Source organism: Corallococcus silvisoli (genome assembly GCF_009909145.1).
In the GTDB taxonomy this organism is placed as follows: Bacteria; Myxococcota; Myxococcia; order Myxococcales; family Myxococcaceae; genus Corallococcus; species Corallococcus silvisoli.
Window position 1 is genome coordinate 129,557 of sequence record NZ_JAAAPJ010000013.1, and the last position, 18,540, is coordinate 148,096.

At 71.6% G+C, this 18,540-nt stretch carries 12 protein-coding genes; 3 read left to right on the top strand and 9 right to left on the bottom strand.

Going from position 1 to position 18,540, the window contains the following annotated elements; translation table 11 throughout:
- Nucleotides 1–95 precede the first annotated feature (95 nt).
- The 5 genes from GTY96_RS25305 to GTY96_RS25325 all read right to left on the bottom strand — a co-directional run bounded on the left by GTY96_RS25305 (nucleotide 96) and on the right by GTY96_RS25325 (nucleotide 3,343).
- Nucleotides 96–521 carry an arsenate reductase ArsC gene (locus GTY96_RS25305; RefSeq protein ID WP_161666049.1) on the bottom strand — a complete coding sequence of 142 codons (426 nt, stop codon included), beginning with the start codon at nucleotides 519–521 and terminating at the stop codon, nucleotides 96–98.
- On the bottom strand, nucleotides 518–1,567 hold the full coding sequence (gene arsB, locus GTY96_RS25310) for an ACR3 family arsenite efflux transporter (protein WP_143905408.1): 1,050 nt from the start codon (nucleotides 1,565–1,567) through the stop codon (nucleotides 518–520). Before arsB ends, GTY96_RS25305 begins: the two co-directional genes overlap by 4 nt.
- A gap of 31 nt (nucleotides 1,568–1,598) precedes the next feature.
- A complete protein-coding gene (locus tag GTY96_RS25315; protein ID WP_143905410.1) occupies nucleotides 1,599–1,961 on the bottom strand; it encodes an ArsR/SmtB family transcription factor in 363 nt (120 codons plus the stop codon).
- 81 nt (nucleotides 1,962–2,042) lie between these two features.
- The gene (locus GTY96_RS25320; protein ID WP_161666050.1) at nucleotides 2,043–2,741 is read right to left on the bottom strand and encodes a HoxN/HupN/NixA family nickel/cobalt transporter; all 699 of its coding nucleotides are present in this window, start codon (nucleotides 2,739–2,741) and stop codon (nucleotides 2,043–2,045) included.
- Nucleotides 2,742–2,914: 173 nt separating this feature from the next.
- Nucleotides 2,915–3,343 carry a FixH family protein gene (locus GTY96_RS25325; RefSeq protein WP_161666051.1) on the bottom strand — a complete coding sequence of 143 codons (429 nt, stop codon included), beginning with the start codon at nucleotides 3,341–3,343 and terminating at the stop codon, nucleotides 2,915–2,917.
- 142 nt (nucleotides 3,344–3,485) lie between these two features.
- Here GTY96_RS25325 and GTY96_RS25330 point away from each other — a divergent pair, with 142 nt between their 5' ends.
- From GTY96_RS25330 to GTY96_RS25340, 3 genes are all read left to right on the top strand, one after another.
- On the top strand, nucleotides 3,486–4,196 hold the full coding sequence (locus GTY96_RS25330) for a hypothetical protein (protein WP_161666052.1): 711 nt from the start codon (nucleotides 3,486–3,488) through the stop codon (nucleotides 4,194–4,196).
- Between the two features lie 28 nt (nucleotides 4,197–4,224).
- On the top strand, nucleotides 4,225–4,917 hold the full coding sequence (locus tag GTY96_RS25335; RefSeq protein WP_161666053.1) for an SCO family protein: 693 nt from the start codon (nucleotides 4,225–4,227) through the stop codon (nucleotides 4,915–4,917).
- A 107-nt stretch (nucleotides 4,918–5,024) separates the two neighbouring features.
- Nucleotides 5,025–8,591: a serine/threonine-protein kinase gene (locus GTY96_RS25340; protein ID WP_161666054.1), complete on the top strand. Its 3,567-nt coding sequence runs from the start codon at nucleotides 5,025–5,027 to the stop codon at nucleotides 8,589–8,591.
- 145 nt (nucleotides 8,592–8,736) lie between these two features.
- Here the strand turns inward: GTY96_RS25340 and GTY96_RS25345 are convergent, their stop codons facing one another.
- The 4 genes from GTY96_RS25345 to GTY96_RS25360 form a co-directional block, all read right to left on the bottom strand.
- Nucleotides 8,737–9,231: a hypothetical protein gene (locus GTY96_RS25345; RefSeq protein WP_143905422.1), complete on the bottom strand. Its 495-nt coding sequence runs from the start codon at nucleotides 9,229–9,231 to the stop codon at nucleotides 8,737–8,739.
- Nucleotides 9,232–9,257: 26 nt separating this feature from the next.
- Nucleotides 9,258–10,871 carry a sigma 54-interacting transcriptional regulator gene (locus GTY96_RS25350; RefSeq protein WP_161666055.1) on the bottom strand — a complete coding sequence of 538 codons (1,614 nt, stop codon included), beginning with the start codon at nucleotides 10,869–10,871 and terminating at the stop codon, nucleotides 9,258–9,260.
- A gap of 84 nt (nucleotides 10,872–10,955) precedes the next feature.
- Entirely contained in the window at nucleotides 10,956–11,426 is a 471-nt protein-coding gene (locus GTY96_RS25355) for a hypothetical protein (protein WP_161666056.1), read from the bottom strand.
- A gap of 19 nt (nucleotides 11,427–11,445) precedes the next feature.
- Nucleotides 11,446–18,414 (bottom strand): FG-GAP-like repeat-containing protein, encoded by a 6,969-nt coding sequence (locus GTY96_RS25360; protein ID WP_161666057.1) that lies wholly within the window; start codon nucleotides 18,412–18,414, stop codon nucleotides 11,446–11,448.
- Between the last annotated feature and the right edge of the window lie 126 nt (nucleotides 18,415–18,540).

Genomic DNA, 18,540 nt, shown 5'->3' on the forward strand with positions numbered 1-18,540 from the left:
GGTCCGCGAGGCGCCCCGGAGGCGTACGCGGTCGACGATGGGCGCCCGACAAGCCGATGCCCATCGTGGAGCGGCTTCCTGGGCGCGGCGTCACCTCACGGCTCGTGAAGCCCCTCCCGCGACCGCGCCCACCCCTCTTGAGACAGCAGCTGCTCCACGCGAGTCCGCACCTCCTCGCGGATCTCGCGCACGCGCTCCACCGGCTTGCCCTTGGGGTCCTCCAGGGGCCAGTCGCCCCGCTTCAGCCCAGGCACGAAGGGGCACGCATCACCGCACCCCATGGTGATGAGCCACTGGGCTCCCTGGGCGAGTTCATCCGTGAGGTGCTGCGGCCTCGCCCCAGAGAGGTCGATGCCCACTTCGGCCATGACGGCCTGGACCTCGGGATGGACGCGGGCGCCCGGCTGCGTGCCAGCGGACACGGCTCGCGCCCGCGCTGGGTCGGCCAGGGCGTTGAAGAACGCCGCCGCCATCTGGGAGCGGCCGGCGTTGTGCACACACGCGAAGATGACCTTCTTCATCGGGGCCTCAGCCACAGCGAGAGGTAGACGAGCGAGATGAGGGCGGGCACCTCGATGAGCGGGCCCACCACACCGGCCAGCGCTTCTCCAGAGGACATGCCGAAGACCCCCACCGCGACGGCGATGGCCAGCTCGAAGTTGTTGCCTGCCGCCGTGAAGGAGAGCGACGCGGTCTCCTCGTAGCTGAAGCCCAGCTTGCGCGAGAGGAAGAAGGCACCGGCGAACATGACGACGAAGTAGATCAGCAGCGGGATGCTGATCCGCACCACGTCCAGTGGCAGGCGCGTCAGCTTCTCCCCCTGCATCGCGAACATGAGCACGATGGTGTAGAGCAGGCCCAGCAGCGCCGTGGGGCCCAGTCGGGGCAAGAAGCGCTGCTCGTACCAGGCCTCCCCCTTGAGGCGGGTCAGGCCCACGCGTGTCAGCGCGCCCGCCACCAACGGCACGCCCAGGAAGATGAGCACGCTCTTGGCGATGCTCCACATGGACACGTCGAACGCCGCGACATCCGCTCCAAGCCAGCCCGGAATGAGGGTGAGGAAGAGCCAGCCGAGCACCGAATAGAAGAGGATCTGGAAGACGGAGTTGAGCGCCACGAGCACGGCGGCGACCTCGTTGCTTCCGCATGCCAGCATGTTCCAGATGAGGACCATGGCGATGCAGCGAGCAAGCCCGATGAGCACCAGGCCATTGCGGTAGTGCGGCAGGTCCGGCAGGAAGAGCCACGCCAGCGCGAACATCAGCAGGGGCCCCACCACCCAGTTGAGGAACAGGGACGTGGTGAAGAGCTTCCCTCGCGCGCGCAGCCCCCCCAGCTCGCCGTAACGGACCTTCGCGAGCACCGGATACATCATCCACAGGAGGCCCAGCGCGATGGGCAGCGAAACGGTGTCCAGCTTCACCGTGTCCAGTCGACTGCCCAGGTCAGGAAAGAGGCGCCCCAGGCCAATGCCCAGGCCCATGGCGGCGAAGATCCACACCGGCAGGAAACGGTCGATGAGGGAGAGCTTCTTGACGATGCCTTCGGAGGCGATCAGCGAGGACATGGGTGGGAGCAACCCGGGAAACAGGGAGGCGCTACTTGCAGGCGTCAGGGCCGCAGGACTTCAGGACACGCGCCACTTCGCGCTGGAGCGCCGCGCGCGTAGCAAAGGCCGAGACGAGGGCCTGCACCTGGGAAGCGCACAGTGCGTCCGACTGCGGCGCCAACCGGTAGTAGACCCAACTGCCCTCGCGACGCGCCTCGACGAGCCCGGCGGCCTTGAGGACGGAGAGGTGCCGGGAGGTGTTGGACTGAGGAAGGGAGAGCGCGCTCTCCAGATGGCAGACGCACAACTCCGAGTGCGAGAGCAGGGCGACGATGCGCAGGCGCGTCTCGTCGCCAAGGGCCTTGAGGACGCGGGTCAGCGGACCCACATCAAGAGAAGGGCTGGCTGGCATGACGACATGAACATATTCGCATGTCGAAATGTTGGCAACAGGCGAGGGGCACGCCTGCCGGACAGGCGAGCCCCACCGCGCTCAGGACAGAGGGAAGGTGCTGCTCGCCGCGTCCCAGCCCCACCAGAGTCCGATGACGACCGACAGCGCCCCAGCGGCTCCCAGCAGGGCCACCCGCGTCGGCGTGCGCTGGGCCATGCGGCGCAGGGACAGGCCAGCCAGCCCCGTCAGGGCCGCCATTCCCAGGACGGACCCCAGGCCGAACGTAGCGATGTAGAGGAGCTGCGCGTTCAGGGACGGCAGCTCCGCCATCACGAGCGCTGTCAGCGCGCCACTGCCAGCCAGGCCGTGCACGAGGCCCACGACCAGGGGGCGCAGCGCCACGGGCCACCGCGACACGTGGACGTGGTCAGCGGAACCGGCGTGGGTATGCACCTGGGCACCGTGCTGGTGCAGGGTCCTGGGTCCCTGGGAGCCTTCTCGAAAGGCGACGCTCAGCGCGCGGACTCCCAGCCCGACGACCATCACGGCCACGGCCAGCTCCAACGCACTGCCAACGCGCTCTGGCATCTGAGTGCGCAGCGCGGCGAGCACGCCCCCCACGACGAACAGCGCCAGGCTGTGTCCCAAGCCCCAGGCCGCGCCCAACCAAAGGCTTTCCCGAACAGGTCGGCTGCGCTCCATGGACAAGGTGGAGACCGCCGCCAGATGGTCGGGCTCCAGCGCATGGCGCATCCCCAACACGACTCCCACCAGACCTGCTCCCAGCAGTGCAAGCATCGCTGCCTCCAGCACGACGCGGCCATGGGGCTCCATCAGGGCGGGCCGTGCGCACCTTCTGGAGACGCCCTACGGTCCCTCGTGAACGGACCGCCATCGGAAGCGTCAGGTGGCTGGAGCCTCTTGCGTAGCGGCAAGCCCCCGGCGCGTCAACGCGGCGTTTCGACACGCGTCTACCTTCCCAGCTTGAGGGTGACCGCCGCCGTGTCCTCCACCGCTCCCTTCAGGGTGAAGCGCAGCTCCCAGACGCCGGGCATGAAGAGGTCCAACTCCGTCACGTCAAAAGTCCCAGGCTCGCGAGCGATGACGCGAGGGACTTCCTCGATCCCATGGCCCATGGAAGGCATCCAGGGCTGGACGGCCAGCACGACGTCGGGCACCGGCTTTCCCGACGCGGCGTCGGTGACCTGAACCCGCAACACCTGGACACCTCTTCGGAGGGGCACGGCCGCGGAGCGGACCTCCACGCGCAGGCGCCCCGAAGCACTGACCGCCGACCCCACGGCGGTCTCCGCGCGCACCACTCCCGCATCGCTCCCGGCATCCGGCACGGCCAGGGGTGCCGCGCCCAGCAAATGCATCCACATCACCAGCGCCTTCATGGCTTCCTCTCCTGGAGGCCCTTCGGCCCCGCCTCCCCTGTAGCGGAAGTGTCCGGGCACGGAGCGCGACACATTGTCGCGGGAGCGCTGCGACAAGGTGCCGCATCGCATGGGGCCACCGGATGCGACAGGGTGCGCCGCCATGCCCTCCCCCTCCCCACGCTCCGAGCCGCATGCCGGGCGGTCGTGGCTGCTCGCGCTGTTGGGAGTGATGGGATTGACCCTGTTCGCGCTGGCATGCGCGGCGCTCGTGATGGTGCTGGACTTCGCCTGGTCGGGAACGGGCCACGACGACACCGTGGGCGAGGTGCTCGTACCGCCGCCCGTGTATGGCCCGCTGCCCTCCTTCACGCTTCGCGACGACCGGGGACGCGCCCTGGAGACCGGCCAGCTCCAGGGCCAGCTCACGCTGCTCCAGTTCGCGTCGGAGCCGGATGCGCGCACCCTCCAGTCCCTGCGAAGCATCCAGCAGCAACTGGACGCCGAAGGCGTGTCTGTTCAGGTCGTCATCGCGATGTCTCGCCTCCCGCCCTCGGACGAACCCGGCCCCCTGCCACCGGGCTGGCGACGGGTCTGGGATGGCGCCCGGTTGGAGGCGACAGCGCGCGGGCTGGGCATCCTCGCCCCAACGGATGCTCCGACGACTCCCGCTCCTTCCTCGAGCCCCCTGCTGCTGGTGGATCAACGAGGACAGGTGCGCGGAGCCTACGACCTGCTGCGGGCCCCTCGGACCTCCGAACGGCTCGTGGAGGACGCGCACTGTCTGAACACCTGCGGTCCCTTTTCCGTGCACACCCACACGCTGAAAGAAACGCCACCGCTCGGGCGAGCGCCGCCTTCGGACAGGCCCTGAACCCCGAGCCCTCACCCACAAGGTTCCAATGAAGCCTTCGTCCATTTCCTTCACGGTGGCGCGCAGGCGGCTGCCCTGGTTCGCGCTCGCGGGCGGCCTGCTGGCCTTCGCGCTGCTGTTCGCCGCGTGGCCCCGGCTCCAGCAAGAACGTGCGCGCATCGCCGCCGAGAAGCTCCCGGTGTATGGACCGCTCCCGCGCTTCGCGCTGACCGACCAGACGGGACGGTCCTTCTCCGACGCCCAGATGCGGGGACACCTCTACGTGGCGGACTTCTTCTTCACCCGCTGCCCCACCGTGTGCCCGCTGCTGACGGCGAAGATGCTGCGGGTACAGCGGACGGCGAGGGAGCGGGGCCTGGCCCTGCACTTCGCTTCGTTCAGCGTGGATCCCCGCCACGACACGCCCGAGCGACTGACCGCGTATGCGCGTGACCATCACCTCGACACGTCCAACTGGACGCTGTTGACGGGCCCACTGGATGAGGTGGAGACGACCGTGCTGAAGGGCTTCCGGGTGATGATGGGTCGCGACGCCGACGCGGGGGACGACGACTTCTTCAGCGTCTTCCATGGAGAGCACTTCGTCCTCGTGGACGCCCAGGGACAGCTTCGCGGGTACTACAAGGTCACCGAAGGCGAACAAGGCCTGGAAAACCTGCTCCGGGACGTGGAGCTGCTGGCGCTGGCGGAGGGTCCCATCGGCGCATCCCCCCGCCCGTGAACGTACCCAACCGGGGGCCAACCTCCCGGGTTGGGTCTCCGTCTCCAGGCGGGAAGGACGTCACCGCTCCATGTCCACGAAGGAACCGGGTGCTAGCGTCGCGCCGCATGAAGGACTCGCTCGCCCGGCCCCCTCCGTATGAGGAGGAGCTGCGCATCGCGGTGGCCGAGGGACTCGTCTCGGAGGCGGACGCGCCCGCGTTGGAGGAAGAAGCCCGGCGCGTGGGCAAGGGCCCCCTCGCGCTGCTCCACGCGCACGGACGCATCTCCGACACCACCCTCGCGGCCCTGATGCCACGCGCCGGCGCGGCCCTGGAGGCGTCGACGATGGCGCCGCTCACGCCCGCCGCCTCCCCGTCCCAGGCGGCGCCTCCCTTCCCGCTTCCACGGTGGGACCGCTACCAGGGCCTGCGCTTCCTGGGCCAGGGCGGAATGGGTCAGGTGTTCCTCGCGTATGATCCGCGCCTGCGCCGCGACGTCGCCCTCAAGTTCATGAAGGGCGACGATCCGGACGTCTTGCGGCGGCTGCTCGCCGAGGCCCGCGCCCAGGCCCGCGTGCACCACGAGCGCGTGTGCCCCGTGCATGAGATGGGTGAGGCCCAGGGCCGCGCCTTCATCGCGATGCGATACATCCCCGGGCGGACGCTGGGACAGCTCGCGGAAACACTCACCGTGGCACAGCAAGTCCGGCTGGTCCGCGAGGCCGCCCTGGGCGTCCACGCCGCGCACCTCGCGGGCCTCATCCACCGCGACCTCAAGCCCGGCAACATCCTGGTGGAGCGCACAGCGGACGGGCGCCTCCATCCCTACGTGATGGACTTCGGGCTCGCGCACGACTGGACCGCGCGCGGCGCCACCGCCACCGGCTCCGTGCTGGGCACGCCCCCCTACATGTCCCCGGAGCAGGCCCGGGGCGAGGTGGGCCAGCTGGACCGGCGCACGGATGTCTACAGCCTGGGCGCCACGCTCTACCACCTGCTCACGGGCCAGCCCCCCATCCCCGGCGCCAACGGCCTGGAGGTCCTCAGCCGCATCGCCACCGTGGAGCCCGTGCCTCCGCGCACGCTGCGCCCGGACGTGCCCGCGGACCTGGAAGCCATCGTCCTCAAGTGTCTGGAGAAGGACCGCGCCGCCCGCTACGACTCCGCGCTGGCGCTGGCGGAGGACCTGGACCGCTTCCTCGAGGACCGGCCCGTGCTCGCGCGGCCCGTGAGCCTGGGCTCCCGGCTGCGCAAGAAGGCCCGGCGGAACCGCGCCGCGGTGAGCGTGGCGGCCGTCGCGCTCGTCGCCGTGCTCGGCGCGCTCGTCCAGGTGCAGCTCACCCGCCGGCAGGCCGCGCACCGCGAGCTTCTGTCCCGCCGCTTCACGGAGGCCGTGGAGCGAGTGGAGGCGCAGGTCCGCTACACCAGCATGGCCCGCCTGCACGACGTGCGCGCGGAGCGGGCCGAGCTGCGACACCGCCTGGAAGCGCTCGCCGGGGACGTCGCTCTCGGGGGCGAGGAGGCTCGGGGCCCGGGACTGTACGCGCTGGGCCGGGGCACGCTGGCCCTGGGAGACCCGGCGAAGGCCCGCGAGCAGCTGGAGGCGGCGTGGGAGGCGGGCTTCCACGAGCCGCGCCTCGCTTGGTCCCTGGCGCTCGCGCTGGGGCAGCTCTACCGCGACGCGCTCCTGGACGTGGAGAACATCCAGGACCCCGAACGGCGGAAGTCGCGCCTCGCGGCAACCCAACGGGAGTACCGCGACCCGGCCCTCCTGTGGCTGCGCCGGAGCGAGGGCGCCGAGGTGCCGTCGCCGGACTACGTCGCCGCGCTGCTCGCCTTCCACGAGGACCGCTGGGACGACGCGCTGGCGCGGCTGGATGCCGCGGAGCCCCTGCCGCCCTGGTTCTTCGAAGCGCCCCTGCTGCGCGGCGACATACTCCAGGCGCGCGCCCACCAGCGATGGAACCAGGGCGACCGCGACGGCGCCCGGGCGGACCTGGACGCCGGACGGCGGGTGCTCGCCTCCGCCGCCGCCACGGGGGAGAGCCTTCCCGAGGTCCAGCTCGCGCTCGCCCGGCTCGAGTACCGCGCCCTGGTGATGGCGCTGTACAGCCAGGGAGATGTGGAGCCGGCCGCCACCCACGGGCTGGAGGCGGTCGCGCGCGCGCTCGCGGCCGACGCGGACAGCGCGGAGGCCCACACCTGGGAGGCCCGCTTCCACAACCGGCGGGCCGAGGACTCCCTGCGCCGGGGCGCGGATCCAGAGGACTCACTCCAGCGGGCCATCGCCGCCGCCCGCCAGGTGCTGGCCACGCGGCCGAGCGATTCGCGGGCTCGCAAGGAGCTGGCGCAGAGCCTGCTGCGCGAGGCCCGGGCGAAGCAGGGCCGGGGCATGCCGCCAGACGCACCGCTCCAGGGTGCCCTGGAGGCGCTCGACGGTATTGATCCGCGCAAGCGGGACCATGAAGTCCCCGCCACGCGCGGCCTCATCTTCCGCGTCTGGGCGGACGCCGACACACAGCGGGGCGCGTCACCCTCGGAGCATCAGGCCCTGGCCATCGCGGCCTACCGTCAGGCGCTCCAACTGGACGCCGCGCTGCCGGATGTGTGGATCAACCTGGGCCAGCTCTACCTGACGCGGGCCTCGGATCCCCGCGCGGCGACGCCGGACGCGGACCTGGACGAGGCGCGGCGCGCGCTGGAGCAGGCGCGGCGCCTCAACCCGACGAACTTCGTGGCGTGGTTCCTGGGCGGCACGCTGCACACCGAGCTGGCCTCCCGCTCGCGGACCCGCGGTGGCGACCCGCGCCCGGACCTGGAGACCGCCGCCACGCTCTTCGAGCGCGGCATCACCATCAACGCGCGCGTGGCCCCGCTGCACAACGGGCTGGGCATCGTCCGGGCGGAGCAGGCCCGCGAGGCCTGGGACCGCGGCGAAGACCCCTTCCCCTTCCTGGACGCGGCCCAGGCCGCCTACGCGAAGGCCGTGGAGGCCGCGCCCCGCCAGGGCTGGGGCCAGAACAACACGGGAGATGTGCACTTCGCCCGCGCGGAGTGGCGCGACGCCCTGGGAGAAGCGCCGGACGCGGAGGTGCGCGCCGCGCAGGCGTCCTACGAGGAGGCCGTGGCGCTGCTGCCCGGACAGGCCACGCCGTGGGCCAACCTCGCGCGCCTGCACCTCCTCCAGGCCACGCGGGCGCTGGCGCGGGGACGTCCCGCGGCGGAGGCCCTGAGCCGGGCGGGAGCGGCGCTCGACGAGGCCTTGCGCCGGAACCCGGAGGAGCCCCTGGCGTGGCGACTCCAGGCGGAGCTGGCCAGCGCGCGGGCCCGCGCCCTGCCCACGGTCCAGGCCGACGCGGCCTTCACGCGGGCCTCGAGCCGCTTCGACGCCGCCATGGAACGGGAGCCCCGGAGCCTGGAGACGCGCCTGGCCTTCGCGCGCATGTGCCTTGCGTGGGCCCAGGCCCGGAAGGCCGCCGGACAGGACGCGGCGCCCGTGCTCGCGCGCGGCCTGGAGGCCGTGGACGCGCTGCTCGCGCTCCACGCCAACTGGGCAGAGGCGCGGTGGCTGCGCGCCAGCTTGCGTCTCACGCGCGAGCCCGACCTGCCCGAGGCACTCCAGGAGCGCGCCGCCGCCATCGCCGCCAACCCGCATCTCGCGGGCCGTGGACCTCCGTCAAAGCCTGCTCCGTAGCGGTCGAGCCGGAACGGCCCTGCATCCGCCAGCGCACCCGAGGGCAACGCGCACTCAGGGCCAAGCAAGCCGGCGGGGTTCAGCGGCGCAGGCGAAGGGCGCCGGGGCACCCGCCCTGCCCATCACGGGCAGGGCGGAGAGGCCGTCACTTCTCGCGGGGATAGTTGCCCGTCGTGTAGACGTCCAGGCTGCCGGTCTTCGACTCAATGGTACCACCCGGGGGGCAGCGCTCGGTGTCGACGCACAGCACGTGGGGGCCCGGCTGGGCGCCGACCTCTCCCTTCCATGTGTCACCCTCATTCTGGAGGATGAACAGGCCCGACGTGTCGTTGGTGAAGAGCGTCTCCGGGTCGGTCCACTGCACCTTGACGGGGCCTCTGTCGCATTGAGACTGGAAGATGACGGTGGCCTGCTGGAAGGCGCAGGAGTTCACCGAGCCGGTCTTCAATCCCTCACAGCCCACCTGGATGGTCAGGTTCTCCCGGGCGATGCTGTTGTTGGTCGGACAGACATTGACGCCACCGTTGGCCTCCTCCGGCGCTGGCGTCCCCGCCGTCTTGCAACCTCCCACCGCGAGCAGTCCCGCCACCCACCACCACCCGCGAGCTCCGACGCCGTCCCTGCGCTTGTGCTTCGTCACGACCGTTCCTCCTCCGTCTGGATGATTCAGTCCTCGCGCACGTCCAGGCCCAGTTCCTTGAGTCGCCGCGCGAGCGCCCGCCGAGACACCTCCAGCGTGCGCACCATCGCGTCCAGCCTGCCACCCGTGGCGGCATGCACACGCGCGATCTCCTCCGCGCCCAGCGACCCGGCGGTCCGGATGCCCGGGCTGCGCTCGATGAGATGGTAGATGGACGTGCGGTGGATGCCCAACCGATCCGCCGCCGCCTGGAAGTCCCAGTCCCCTTCGCGCAGCGCCGCCAGCAGCTCCGCCTCCGGAATGTCCGCCGGCCGCCGCCGCCCCACCGGCTCACCCGTCACCGGTGCCGAAGCGGGTGCATCCGACGCGGGCACGGGCGCGCCCGCGGGCCGCCCCATCGGGGTGCCCGGACTCGCGGACAGCTCCGCGTCCAGCTGCGGATCCGGCCGCAGCTGGGACTGTCCCCGGCTGCCGATGACCAGCTGGCGAACCACGTTGCGCAGCTGCCGCACGTTGCCCGGCCAGCCATGGCGCAGGAGGCGGACCGCGAGCGCCGGAGGCAGCCACGGCTCCGTGGACGGCGGCGGCCAGGGCTCGCCCATCGCCTCCAGCTCCTCCCGCGCGAAGTGGTGCAACAGGACGCCCAGGTCCTCACGCCGTTCACGCAGCGGAGGCACGCGCAGCGAGAAGCCCGCGAGCCGGTGCAGCAGCGGCGCCTTGAAGCGCCCCTCCTGGATCTGCTGCTCCAGGAGCGCGTCCGTCGCGGCGACCAGCCGCACGTCCACCGCCAGGGGCACGCGCTCGCCCACGCGGTAGATCTCCCCCGTCTCCAGCACGCGCAGCAGCATCACCTGCACCTCGGGCGGAGCCTCCCCCACCTCGTCGAGGAACAGCGTGCCGCCATGGGCCGCCTGGAAGAAGCCGTCCTGGTCCCGCACGGAGCCGGTGAAGGAACCCCGGCGCGCGCCGAAGAGCTCCGCCGCGGCCAGCTCCCGGGGAATGGCGCCCAGGTTCACGCTCACGAACGGCCGGGCCCGCCGGGGGCCGCACTGGTGGAGCGCGCGGGCGATGAGCTCCTTGCCGGAGCCCGTCTCGCCGCGCACGAGCACCGGAACGTTCAGGTCCGCCACCCGGGAGATCTGCGCGCGCACGCGCTGGAGGCCCACGCTGGCGCCCACCATGCCCAGCGGCTCGCCTCCATCCTCCGGGGGTGAAGCCCCGTGCAGCAGGAGCACCACCCGCCCCGCCACTTCCAGCGGCACGCCCGCGGCGACCTCATCGGCGGAGAACAGCCAGGGGCCGGACAGCACCAGCTCTCCGACGCGCACCCGGCTGCCGTCGCCCGGCTCCACCCGCACGCCGCCCTCCGGCAGGGCCTGGAAGCGCACCGCCTTGCGGCTCACGAACGGATCCTCCAGGGGACGCCCCCCGGACAGGCCCGGACGCTGGAAGAGGGGCTCCGCGCGAGAGAGGGCCAGCGCCCCACCAGGCGCGGCGGGCAACAGCACCCGCTCGCCCACGCGGTCCACCTGGGGATGCACTGCGAGCGTCAGCGCCGGCACGAGCGCGGCGGCGGGCACGCTCCCTTCACGCTCCGGCGCATCAGCCGTGGAGATGTCGACAAAGGGGGGCGGACGCATGACGGGCTCGGACGGTCCGCAGTCTACACCCACCCCCCATGCACCAGACGGTCCTGCCCCTGGGGGCAGGACCGTCCGGGTTCTTCAAGGATTCAATGACGGCCCGTCGAAAGCCGCGTCCCGGGCGAAGGATGCCAGGGTGAGCACGGTGCGTCCGACGATGGCACGCACCGGCCCTGGCAGCTCCTCCAGCAGCAGGGGCACCTCCGGCAGGATGACCCGCCGGTACACCCACCCCCGCCCCCGCGGCTCCAGGTCATAGGCATACAGCCCCCGCTCCCCCATGGCCCGGAAGTCGCGCAGGTAGCGCTCCCGCATGTCCTGCGTGGCGAACACCTCCCGCGCCTCCAGTCCAGGGTCCACCCGGGGTTCGCCCCCGAGCGCGGGAGCGGTCCGGAAGTAGCGCTGGACCTGGCGCAGGTCCTCCCAGGAGACCGCGATGCTCTCCGGGAGGGGCCGGCCCAGGGACGTGAAGTGCGCGAGCCGCCCTTCGCCGTCCACCGCGAACCAGTCCAGGTCCCATGCCTGCTGTGCGTCCTCTGGGATGCGCGTCATCGCAAGGGACCTCGTGGCCTCACTGGCCGCTGTCGAACGTCGCGTTCCGCGGGAATGCGTCCCGGCCGAACAACCGCTCGCAGTTCTCGCAGACCGGCATGTTCCTGCCAGTCCTTGGCCGGAAGGGGTTGGTGAAGCGGATGTCCTCCCACTCGGCGCCCTGCTGCAGCAGCGCGTTGGCCGCCCGCTGTTCCGCGCACGCCCCCAGGAAGTTGTTGCACACCCCGCGTTGTCCCACCCTGCCCCGTCCGAACTGTCCCTCGATCTCCGCGCGCATGCGGGGGTGCATGTTCGCCCCCCGGGGAACGGAGCCGCTGCCCTCCACCGAGATCAGATTCGACCCCGCTCGCGAGTCGTACGCGGCCACGCCCGAAGCGCGCCACTGTTCGTGGTAGTCGTCCCAGAAGACGCTGGCCTCGGTCGTGTCCTGCCATGCCTCGGTCGCGGCGGCGTTCGCCTCGCCCAGCGTGCAGTTGTGGACCCAGGCCTCCAGCCGGCCCACGAAGTACGTGCGCAGCTCGCGGACCTGCAGGTCGTGCACGGGCCGGGGCTCGGCCAGCGCCCGCACGCTCACGACGCGCAGCCAGGTCCCCTTCGCCGAGTACACCGCGTCGTCCGGCCCCAGCCGGCCCACCTCCGTCCAGCCCCGGTCCCGGGCCCAGAACGGGTGGGCGGGCGTGGAGACGATCCGCTCGGAGGCGCCCTCCTCCTCCGACTGGAGCACCACCTCCACCACCGGCACGGCGTCCTTCTCACGCGTCGCCACGAGCGCGCGCAGCGCCATGAACCCGGTGGCGTCGTCCTGGCTGAGCACCGCCACGCCCGCCTGGAGCGTCTCGATGGCGCGCGGCCCGTCCGCCGTGGCCACCCACGTCCCCGCGACGAAGCTGTTGGGGCATGGCGCGCGGTCCGACGTGAGCGAGTCGGCGGCGGACGTGCCCTGCGTGTCCGCCGTCTCCTCCACGCCCGTGCGCAGCACGGTGCCCTCGGCTTCTCCCGCGGCCCGCTGCGATGCCGCGGTGGCCTCGCGCGCGCCCGCGGCCTCCAGCTGCGACGCCTCGCTCTCCGCCAGGCCCACGCCGGACTCCGCGGTCTCACCGAAGCCGCCGGTGAGCATGCCCAGCACCGCGCCCACGCCCTGCTGGATGCCGTACTGCTTCCAGCTGAAGGACTTGCCGCTGGTGGCGCTGTACATGATCCCGTTGATGCCCGCGCCAATGAAGGCCCCGCCCACGGACTCCAGCGCGCCGTCGCTCACGACGTCGATGACGACGCCCACGGCGACCTCCAGCGTGCCCAGCGTCGCGCCCAGCACGCTGTCCCAGACGCTGTGGCCCGTCGGGTCCGTGTACGTGACGGGGTTGTTGATGGCGAAGGCGAAGCGGTTGAGCGAATCGCGCCCGGAGATGCGGCTCGCGGTGCGCGAGTCGGGCGTGAGGAAGCGCCCCAGCGCCGGGTCGTAGTAGCGCGCCCCGAAGTAGAGCAGCCCGCTGGGCTCGTCCGCCTCGCGGCCCTGGAACTTGGGCCGGAAGTCGTCCGGGCCCGTCGTCTTCGGGCGGAAGACGCCGCCGTACGGCAGATACGCCACCTGCGACGCCTTCTTCCCCGAGGCATCCGTGGTGAGCGCGGTGCTGCCCAGGTGGTCCGCGTGGAAGTACAGCGTCCCCGGCTGGGGGTAGCCCGCGCCGGGCGCACCCGACACCGTGCCGGACACCGCCACCGTCACGGCGGCCACCATGCCGTCCGGGCCCATCACCGCGCGCGTGGCCTCCACCGCGCCGCCGGGCAGCTTCGTGACGGTGTACGCCGGATCCGGGTACAGGCTCGTCACGCCGCCGCCGTCCACCTTGCGCAGGCGGTTGCCGTTGGGCCCGTACTGGAGCGAGGAGAGGACGGGGACGCCGCCCTGGGTCACCTGCGTGAGGCGGTTGCGCGCGTCGTAGGTGAAGGCCCAGGTGGAGCCCTGCGCCTGCTTGGACACCACGTTGCCGCTGGCGTCGTAGCCCAGCGAGAACACGGTGGCCGCGCCCTGCGTGCCCTTCAGCGCGCGGTGCGCCTGGTACGTGTACGCGACGCCGTTGTTGTTCGTGAGGTTGCCGGACGCGTCGTAGGCGAACGTCCGCGCGCCATACAGCCCCTGCGCGGAGGCCTGGGACAGCCGGTCGTTCGCGTAGGTGAACAGCTGGCTGAAGTCCACGCCGCCGGCCTTCACGGCGTCGGTGATGCCGGTGACACGCGCCAGGTGGTCCCACTGGATCCCCTGCGCCACCAGCGTCTGCTGGGCGGAGTCCTGGACCTGCTGCGTGTTCAGCTCCCCCTGCGGCGCGTAGGTGTACGAGGCGCGGGCGCCATTGCCATACACCACCTGCTGGGGATTCCCCTGGGCGTTGAAGCCGCTGTAGCTCGCGAACGTCGTCGTGCCGGACGCAAGGGTGGTGAGGTTGCCCTGCGCGTAGGTGCGCTGGAGCACCGTCCCATCCGGATACGTCAGGGTGCGCACGCGCGCGAGCGGGTCATACGCGCGCACGGTGGTGTACGCGGACGGCTCGCCCTGGAGCAGGACGCGGCTCTGGGTGCGGTTGCCGTAGGGGTCGTAGGCGAAGGTGGACTGGAACACCTGCGCGCCGCCCTGCTGGCCGGTCACCTGCGTGAGCTGTCCTCCGCCGAAGGCCGCCGCCGGGTCGTCATAGCCATAGGTGTAGACGGTGCCGTCGGAGCCCGTGGAGGTGAGGATCCGGCCCAGGCCGTCATAGGTGAAGCGCGTCGTCTGCCCCCGCGCGTCCGTCACCTGGGACAGGTAGCCCGTCCTCGCGTCGTAGGCGTACGTGCTGGCCTTCGCGCCCGCGGACGCGCCGGTGTTCTGGTCCGGGTTGTCCGCGGTGAGGCGGCGGTTGAGCGAGTCATACGTCACGGTGTTGGTGACGCCCGACGGGTTGGAGCCCGTCCTCGCGTCCGTCACCGACGTCAGCCGCCCCAGCGCGTCGTAGGCGAGCGCCGTGGTGGCATTGCCCTCCTGGGGGACGACGATCTGGAGGGGCTTTCGCTGGCCGCGGTAGTACGCGTACTTGAAGACCTTCTGGGTCTGGTACGGATCTCCCACCGCGGAGGTGAGCGTGGCGGTGTCCACGCCCGTGTACGCCACCTGGGTGACGGAGGTCTCCGTGCCCTGCGAGCCCGCGGGCCGCGTGTGGCGCGTGAGCCGGCCGTAGACGTCGAAGGCGTTCGTGCTCCACAGCGTGGGCCCGCCCGTGCCCGGCGTGCAGGAGGGCCCGTCGCCCGGGAAGGACTGGAGGACGGACTCCTGGAGGACGCGGTTGTCGCCGTCATACACGCGGCACGACACCCCGTTGCCGTCGGAGGCCGCGCCCTGCGCCACCTCCTTGAAGCTGCGGCCCAGCCCGTCCAGGTGGACGTGGGTCCAGCGCCAGTCCGGCGTGCCGCCGCTCGCGGTCCAGCCCTGGAGCGTGTTCTCCGTGACGAAGACCCCCAGGGCGTCGGTGCTCCACGCCTGGGTCTTGAGCGTGGCGACGGCCGCGGCGCGGAAGGTGGGCGCCGCCAGGCCCGTCACCCCGGGGCTGACGCAGTTCGTGTCCGTGGCCATGCCGCTGGAGGGCACGGGCCCCTGCGTGGCGCGCTCCCGGCCAAAGGCATCCAGGCAGGTGAGCTGGGAAGCGCCCGCGGTCGTCAGGATGGCCACCTGCGTGCCGTGGGCCGCGTCGTAGCCGTAGCGCTCGCTCAGCGCGGTGCCGGCCGCGTTGGCCGGGAACGTCTTCGTGTCCGGGTACGTGTGGAAGGCGGACTCATACGTCGTCGTGATGACGCCGCCCCCGGGCAGCATCTGCCGGGTCCGGTTGCCGAAGCCGTCATACCCATACGCCGTCGTGAGGAAGGCGCCCTGCGTGCTGTCCCAGGTGCCCAGGGACGCCAGGCTCCACCGGCCATCCGTCGTGTACGTCAGGTGTTGCAGCGAGAAGTCCGTGCTCGCGTTGAACGCCGTGAAGTTCGAGCACGCGCTCGTGCGGGAGACCTTGGTGTCGGTGAGGTAGCCCAGGCGCCAGCGCGCCGCGTCGTTCGAGTACTGGCTGCACGTGTAGACGTTGTCGCTGGGGGACGCGTCCACGCCCTTCGCGTTCGTGATGCCCAGGTCGCTCTCCAGCACGGTGTTGCCGTACGCGTCGTACTGGTACTGCGTGACGTGGGAGTCGCCATAGACACCATAGGCATACGCGTCCGTCTGGACGCGCGTCTTCTGCACCAGCGTGACGCGCTGGCTCGTGGCCGTGGCGCCCTTCGCCGTGCTGACGGCGGAGTAGTCCGTCCGGCTGGAGGACAGCAGCGTGTCCGTCTTGCCCTTGGGGCACAGCGGATCCTTGGACACCGTGGCGTCGCACCGCGTCTGGAGGACGGACGGCGTGCCGGTGTACGGGAAGGACTGGTTGTACGTGGTGACCAGCACCTGGCCGTCCTGCGCGTCATGCTTCGTCACCTGCTGGAAGCCGAGCCAGCCGCGCCCCTGCCGGTCGATGAGGGCCCGCGCGTACTGGTACGTGTCCGTGTACGCGTACGCGGCGCCGCCGGGCAGCGCGTTGTGCATCACCGTCTTCGCCACCAGCTGCATCACTCCGCCGCCCACCACCTGGAAGGGCATCTGCGCGGGGGCGCCCTGGAAGACGTAGGCCAGCGCGTCGGAGCTGGGATAGGTGGGGGCCGCCGTGCTCGCGTTCGCCGTGTAGACGGACGGGTCGGACATGGGGACGTAGGTGATGTCCACCTGCCCGCCCAGGCCGTCCACCACGCTGCTCACCAGGTCCGGCGTGGGGCCCTGGGCGATGAAGTTCGTGAAGGAGAGGCCCGAGCCGTTCGGCCAGCCCTGCACCAGGTCCACGAGCCCGTCGCCGTCCACGTCCATGGGGTACGTGGTGGCCACGTTCGCGGCGCTCAGCGCCGTCTGGGTGTCCGTGCCTGAGTCAAAGCCCGCGCCGGTGTTGCGGTAGACGAGCAGGTCCAGCGTCCCGCCGTTGTTCCACGCCTGCACCAGGTCCGTGCGGCCGTCGCCATTCACATCCATGGGCCAGAACGCGGAGAGGTCCGTGGCGGAGCGGCCGGTGTTGGTGGAGCCACCGTCCACGAAGTGCCCGTCCCCGGTGGAGACGAAGGCCTGGAGGTTCAGCGTCCCCTGCGACACCCAGCCCTGCACCAGGTCCATCACCCCGTCCGCGTTCACGTCCACGGGCCACACCGCGAGCGCCCCGGCACGGCCGCTCCCGAAGGACGAATCCACGCCGCTCCCGAACGTCTGGCCATTGGAGAGATACGCGGTGAGCTGGGTGGCGCCCGACGCGGACTGCCACGCCTGCACCAGGTCCACCTGCCCGTCCGCGTTCACGTCCATGGGCCACCACCGCGCCCCCGCCTGCCCGCCCAGCGTCGTGCTCGGCCCCGCGGTGAAGCCCTGGCCGTTGCTCAGGAGCGTCTGGAAGCCCATCTGCCCGGACGCGGCCGACGCCAGCACCAGGTCCGTGCGGCCATCGCCATTCACGTCCATGGGGTACGCCTGGGCGTAGCTGCTGCTCGTGCCCGGGGCGCTGGCGTTGGTGGCGGTGAAGCCACAGGACGTCGCGTTGGACAGGTACGTCGTCACCTGGAGCGCGCCGCCCTGGCTCCACAGCTGCACCAGGTCCACGCGACCGTCGCCGTTGACGTCCATGGGCAGCAGCCGCTGCTGGCTTCCCGCCGCGATGGACGTGGGGGTCGCGCACGCGGTGAAGCCCGTGCCCGTGGACAGGTACACGTACGCCTTCATCGACTGGCCATTGGACAGGTAGAGCAGGTCCGCCTTCCCGTCGCCGTTGACGTCCCCGGGCAGCAGCGCCGTGAAGCCCTGGGGCACCTGGAGCTTCGGATCGCTCGGCGTGAAGGCCACGGCGGAGGCCCCCTGGAACTGGAAGGACGTCGCGGGCAGACAGGGCGCCGACGCGCCGGTGCCCGCGCACACGCGGGCGCTCGTCACGCGGCTGCGGCCGGTGGACGGGCCGGTGCCGTAGGTGAGCCGGTAGTCCTTCACCGCGGTGTCATTCACATACGTCGTGACGTTGGACAGGAGCGCGCGCGTGAGGATGGGCGAGCCGCCCACGTAGCGGCTCGACACGTCGCCGCGCGCCACGTACGAGAAGCGCACGGAGCGGTTCGCGGCCACCGCGGGGACCACCGTCGCGTTGGCCGTGTAGTCGATGCGCACCGGGTAGAACTGGCCGTCCGCGGCGCTCGTGCTGGAGATGGGCGCCTGCGAATAGCTGACGTTCAGCGTGTTGCCGTTCAGGTCCTTCACCTGGGTGAGCGCCCAGACGCGCGCTTCGGCACGGCCCACGGCGAGGACGCGGCTGTCGGTGCTCGCGCCGTAGGTCCACTGCTGCCCCTGCGCGGTGGTGACGGTGAAGGAGCAGGGGCCGGAGCCGCACTGCTGCTGCGACGCCTGCACCTGACGCCACGTCTCCAGCTCCGTGCGGTAGACGGAGGCCGGGGCCCCGTAGGCGCCGGTGACGTTGATGAGGCGATGGCCGTCCAGACAGAAGCGGTCCTGCGCGTCGTAGCCGATGCTGCCGCGCACGCCGTCCACGGCGAAGGTCTGCTTGCAGCGGGAGATGGCGGACAGCCCCTGGAGCTGCCACCCCATCCCCACGGTGCCGTCGCCGGACATGCTGCCGTAGACGAGCGACAGGCTCGGATCCAACCCCTGGATGCCGGACGGCACGTCGATGGCGACGGAGTACTGCGCGTCACCGTTGGCGCCCGGCGTGAACCGGCCCGGGAGCATGCCCACCGGCGCGGCGGCGCCGTCCATTGGGAGCGCGACGGCACTCAGGGTTTGGGGCTCCACGCGCTTGGGAGCCACGGAGGTACATCTCAAGGAGACGAGGACCAGCAGCGCGAGCATCAGCGCGCCCAGTCGTCCCGGGGAGGCGAGGTTCGGTGGGGTGTCTTTGGACATGGAGGCTCCAGCACGCGCGGGGCCACCGCGCGCGTCGGGTCGACAAGGGAGGGAGGCGGGAAAGACACGAGGCCCCGGAGAGCGGGTGCGCTCCAGGGCCTCGGGGCGGGCTTCGGTGTGAGGTGG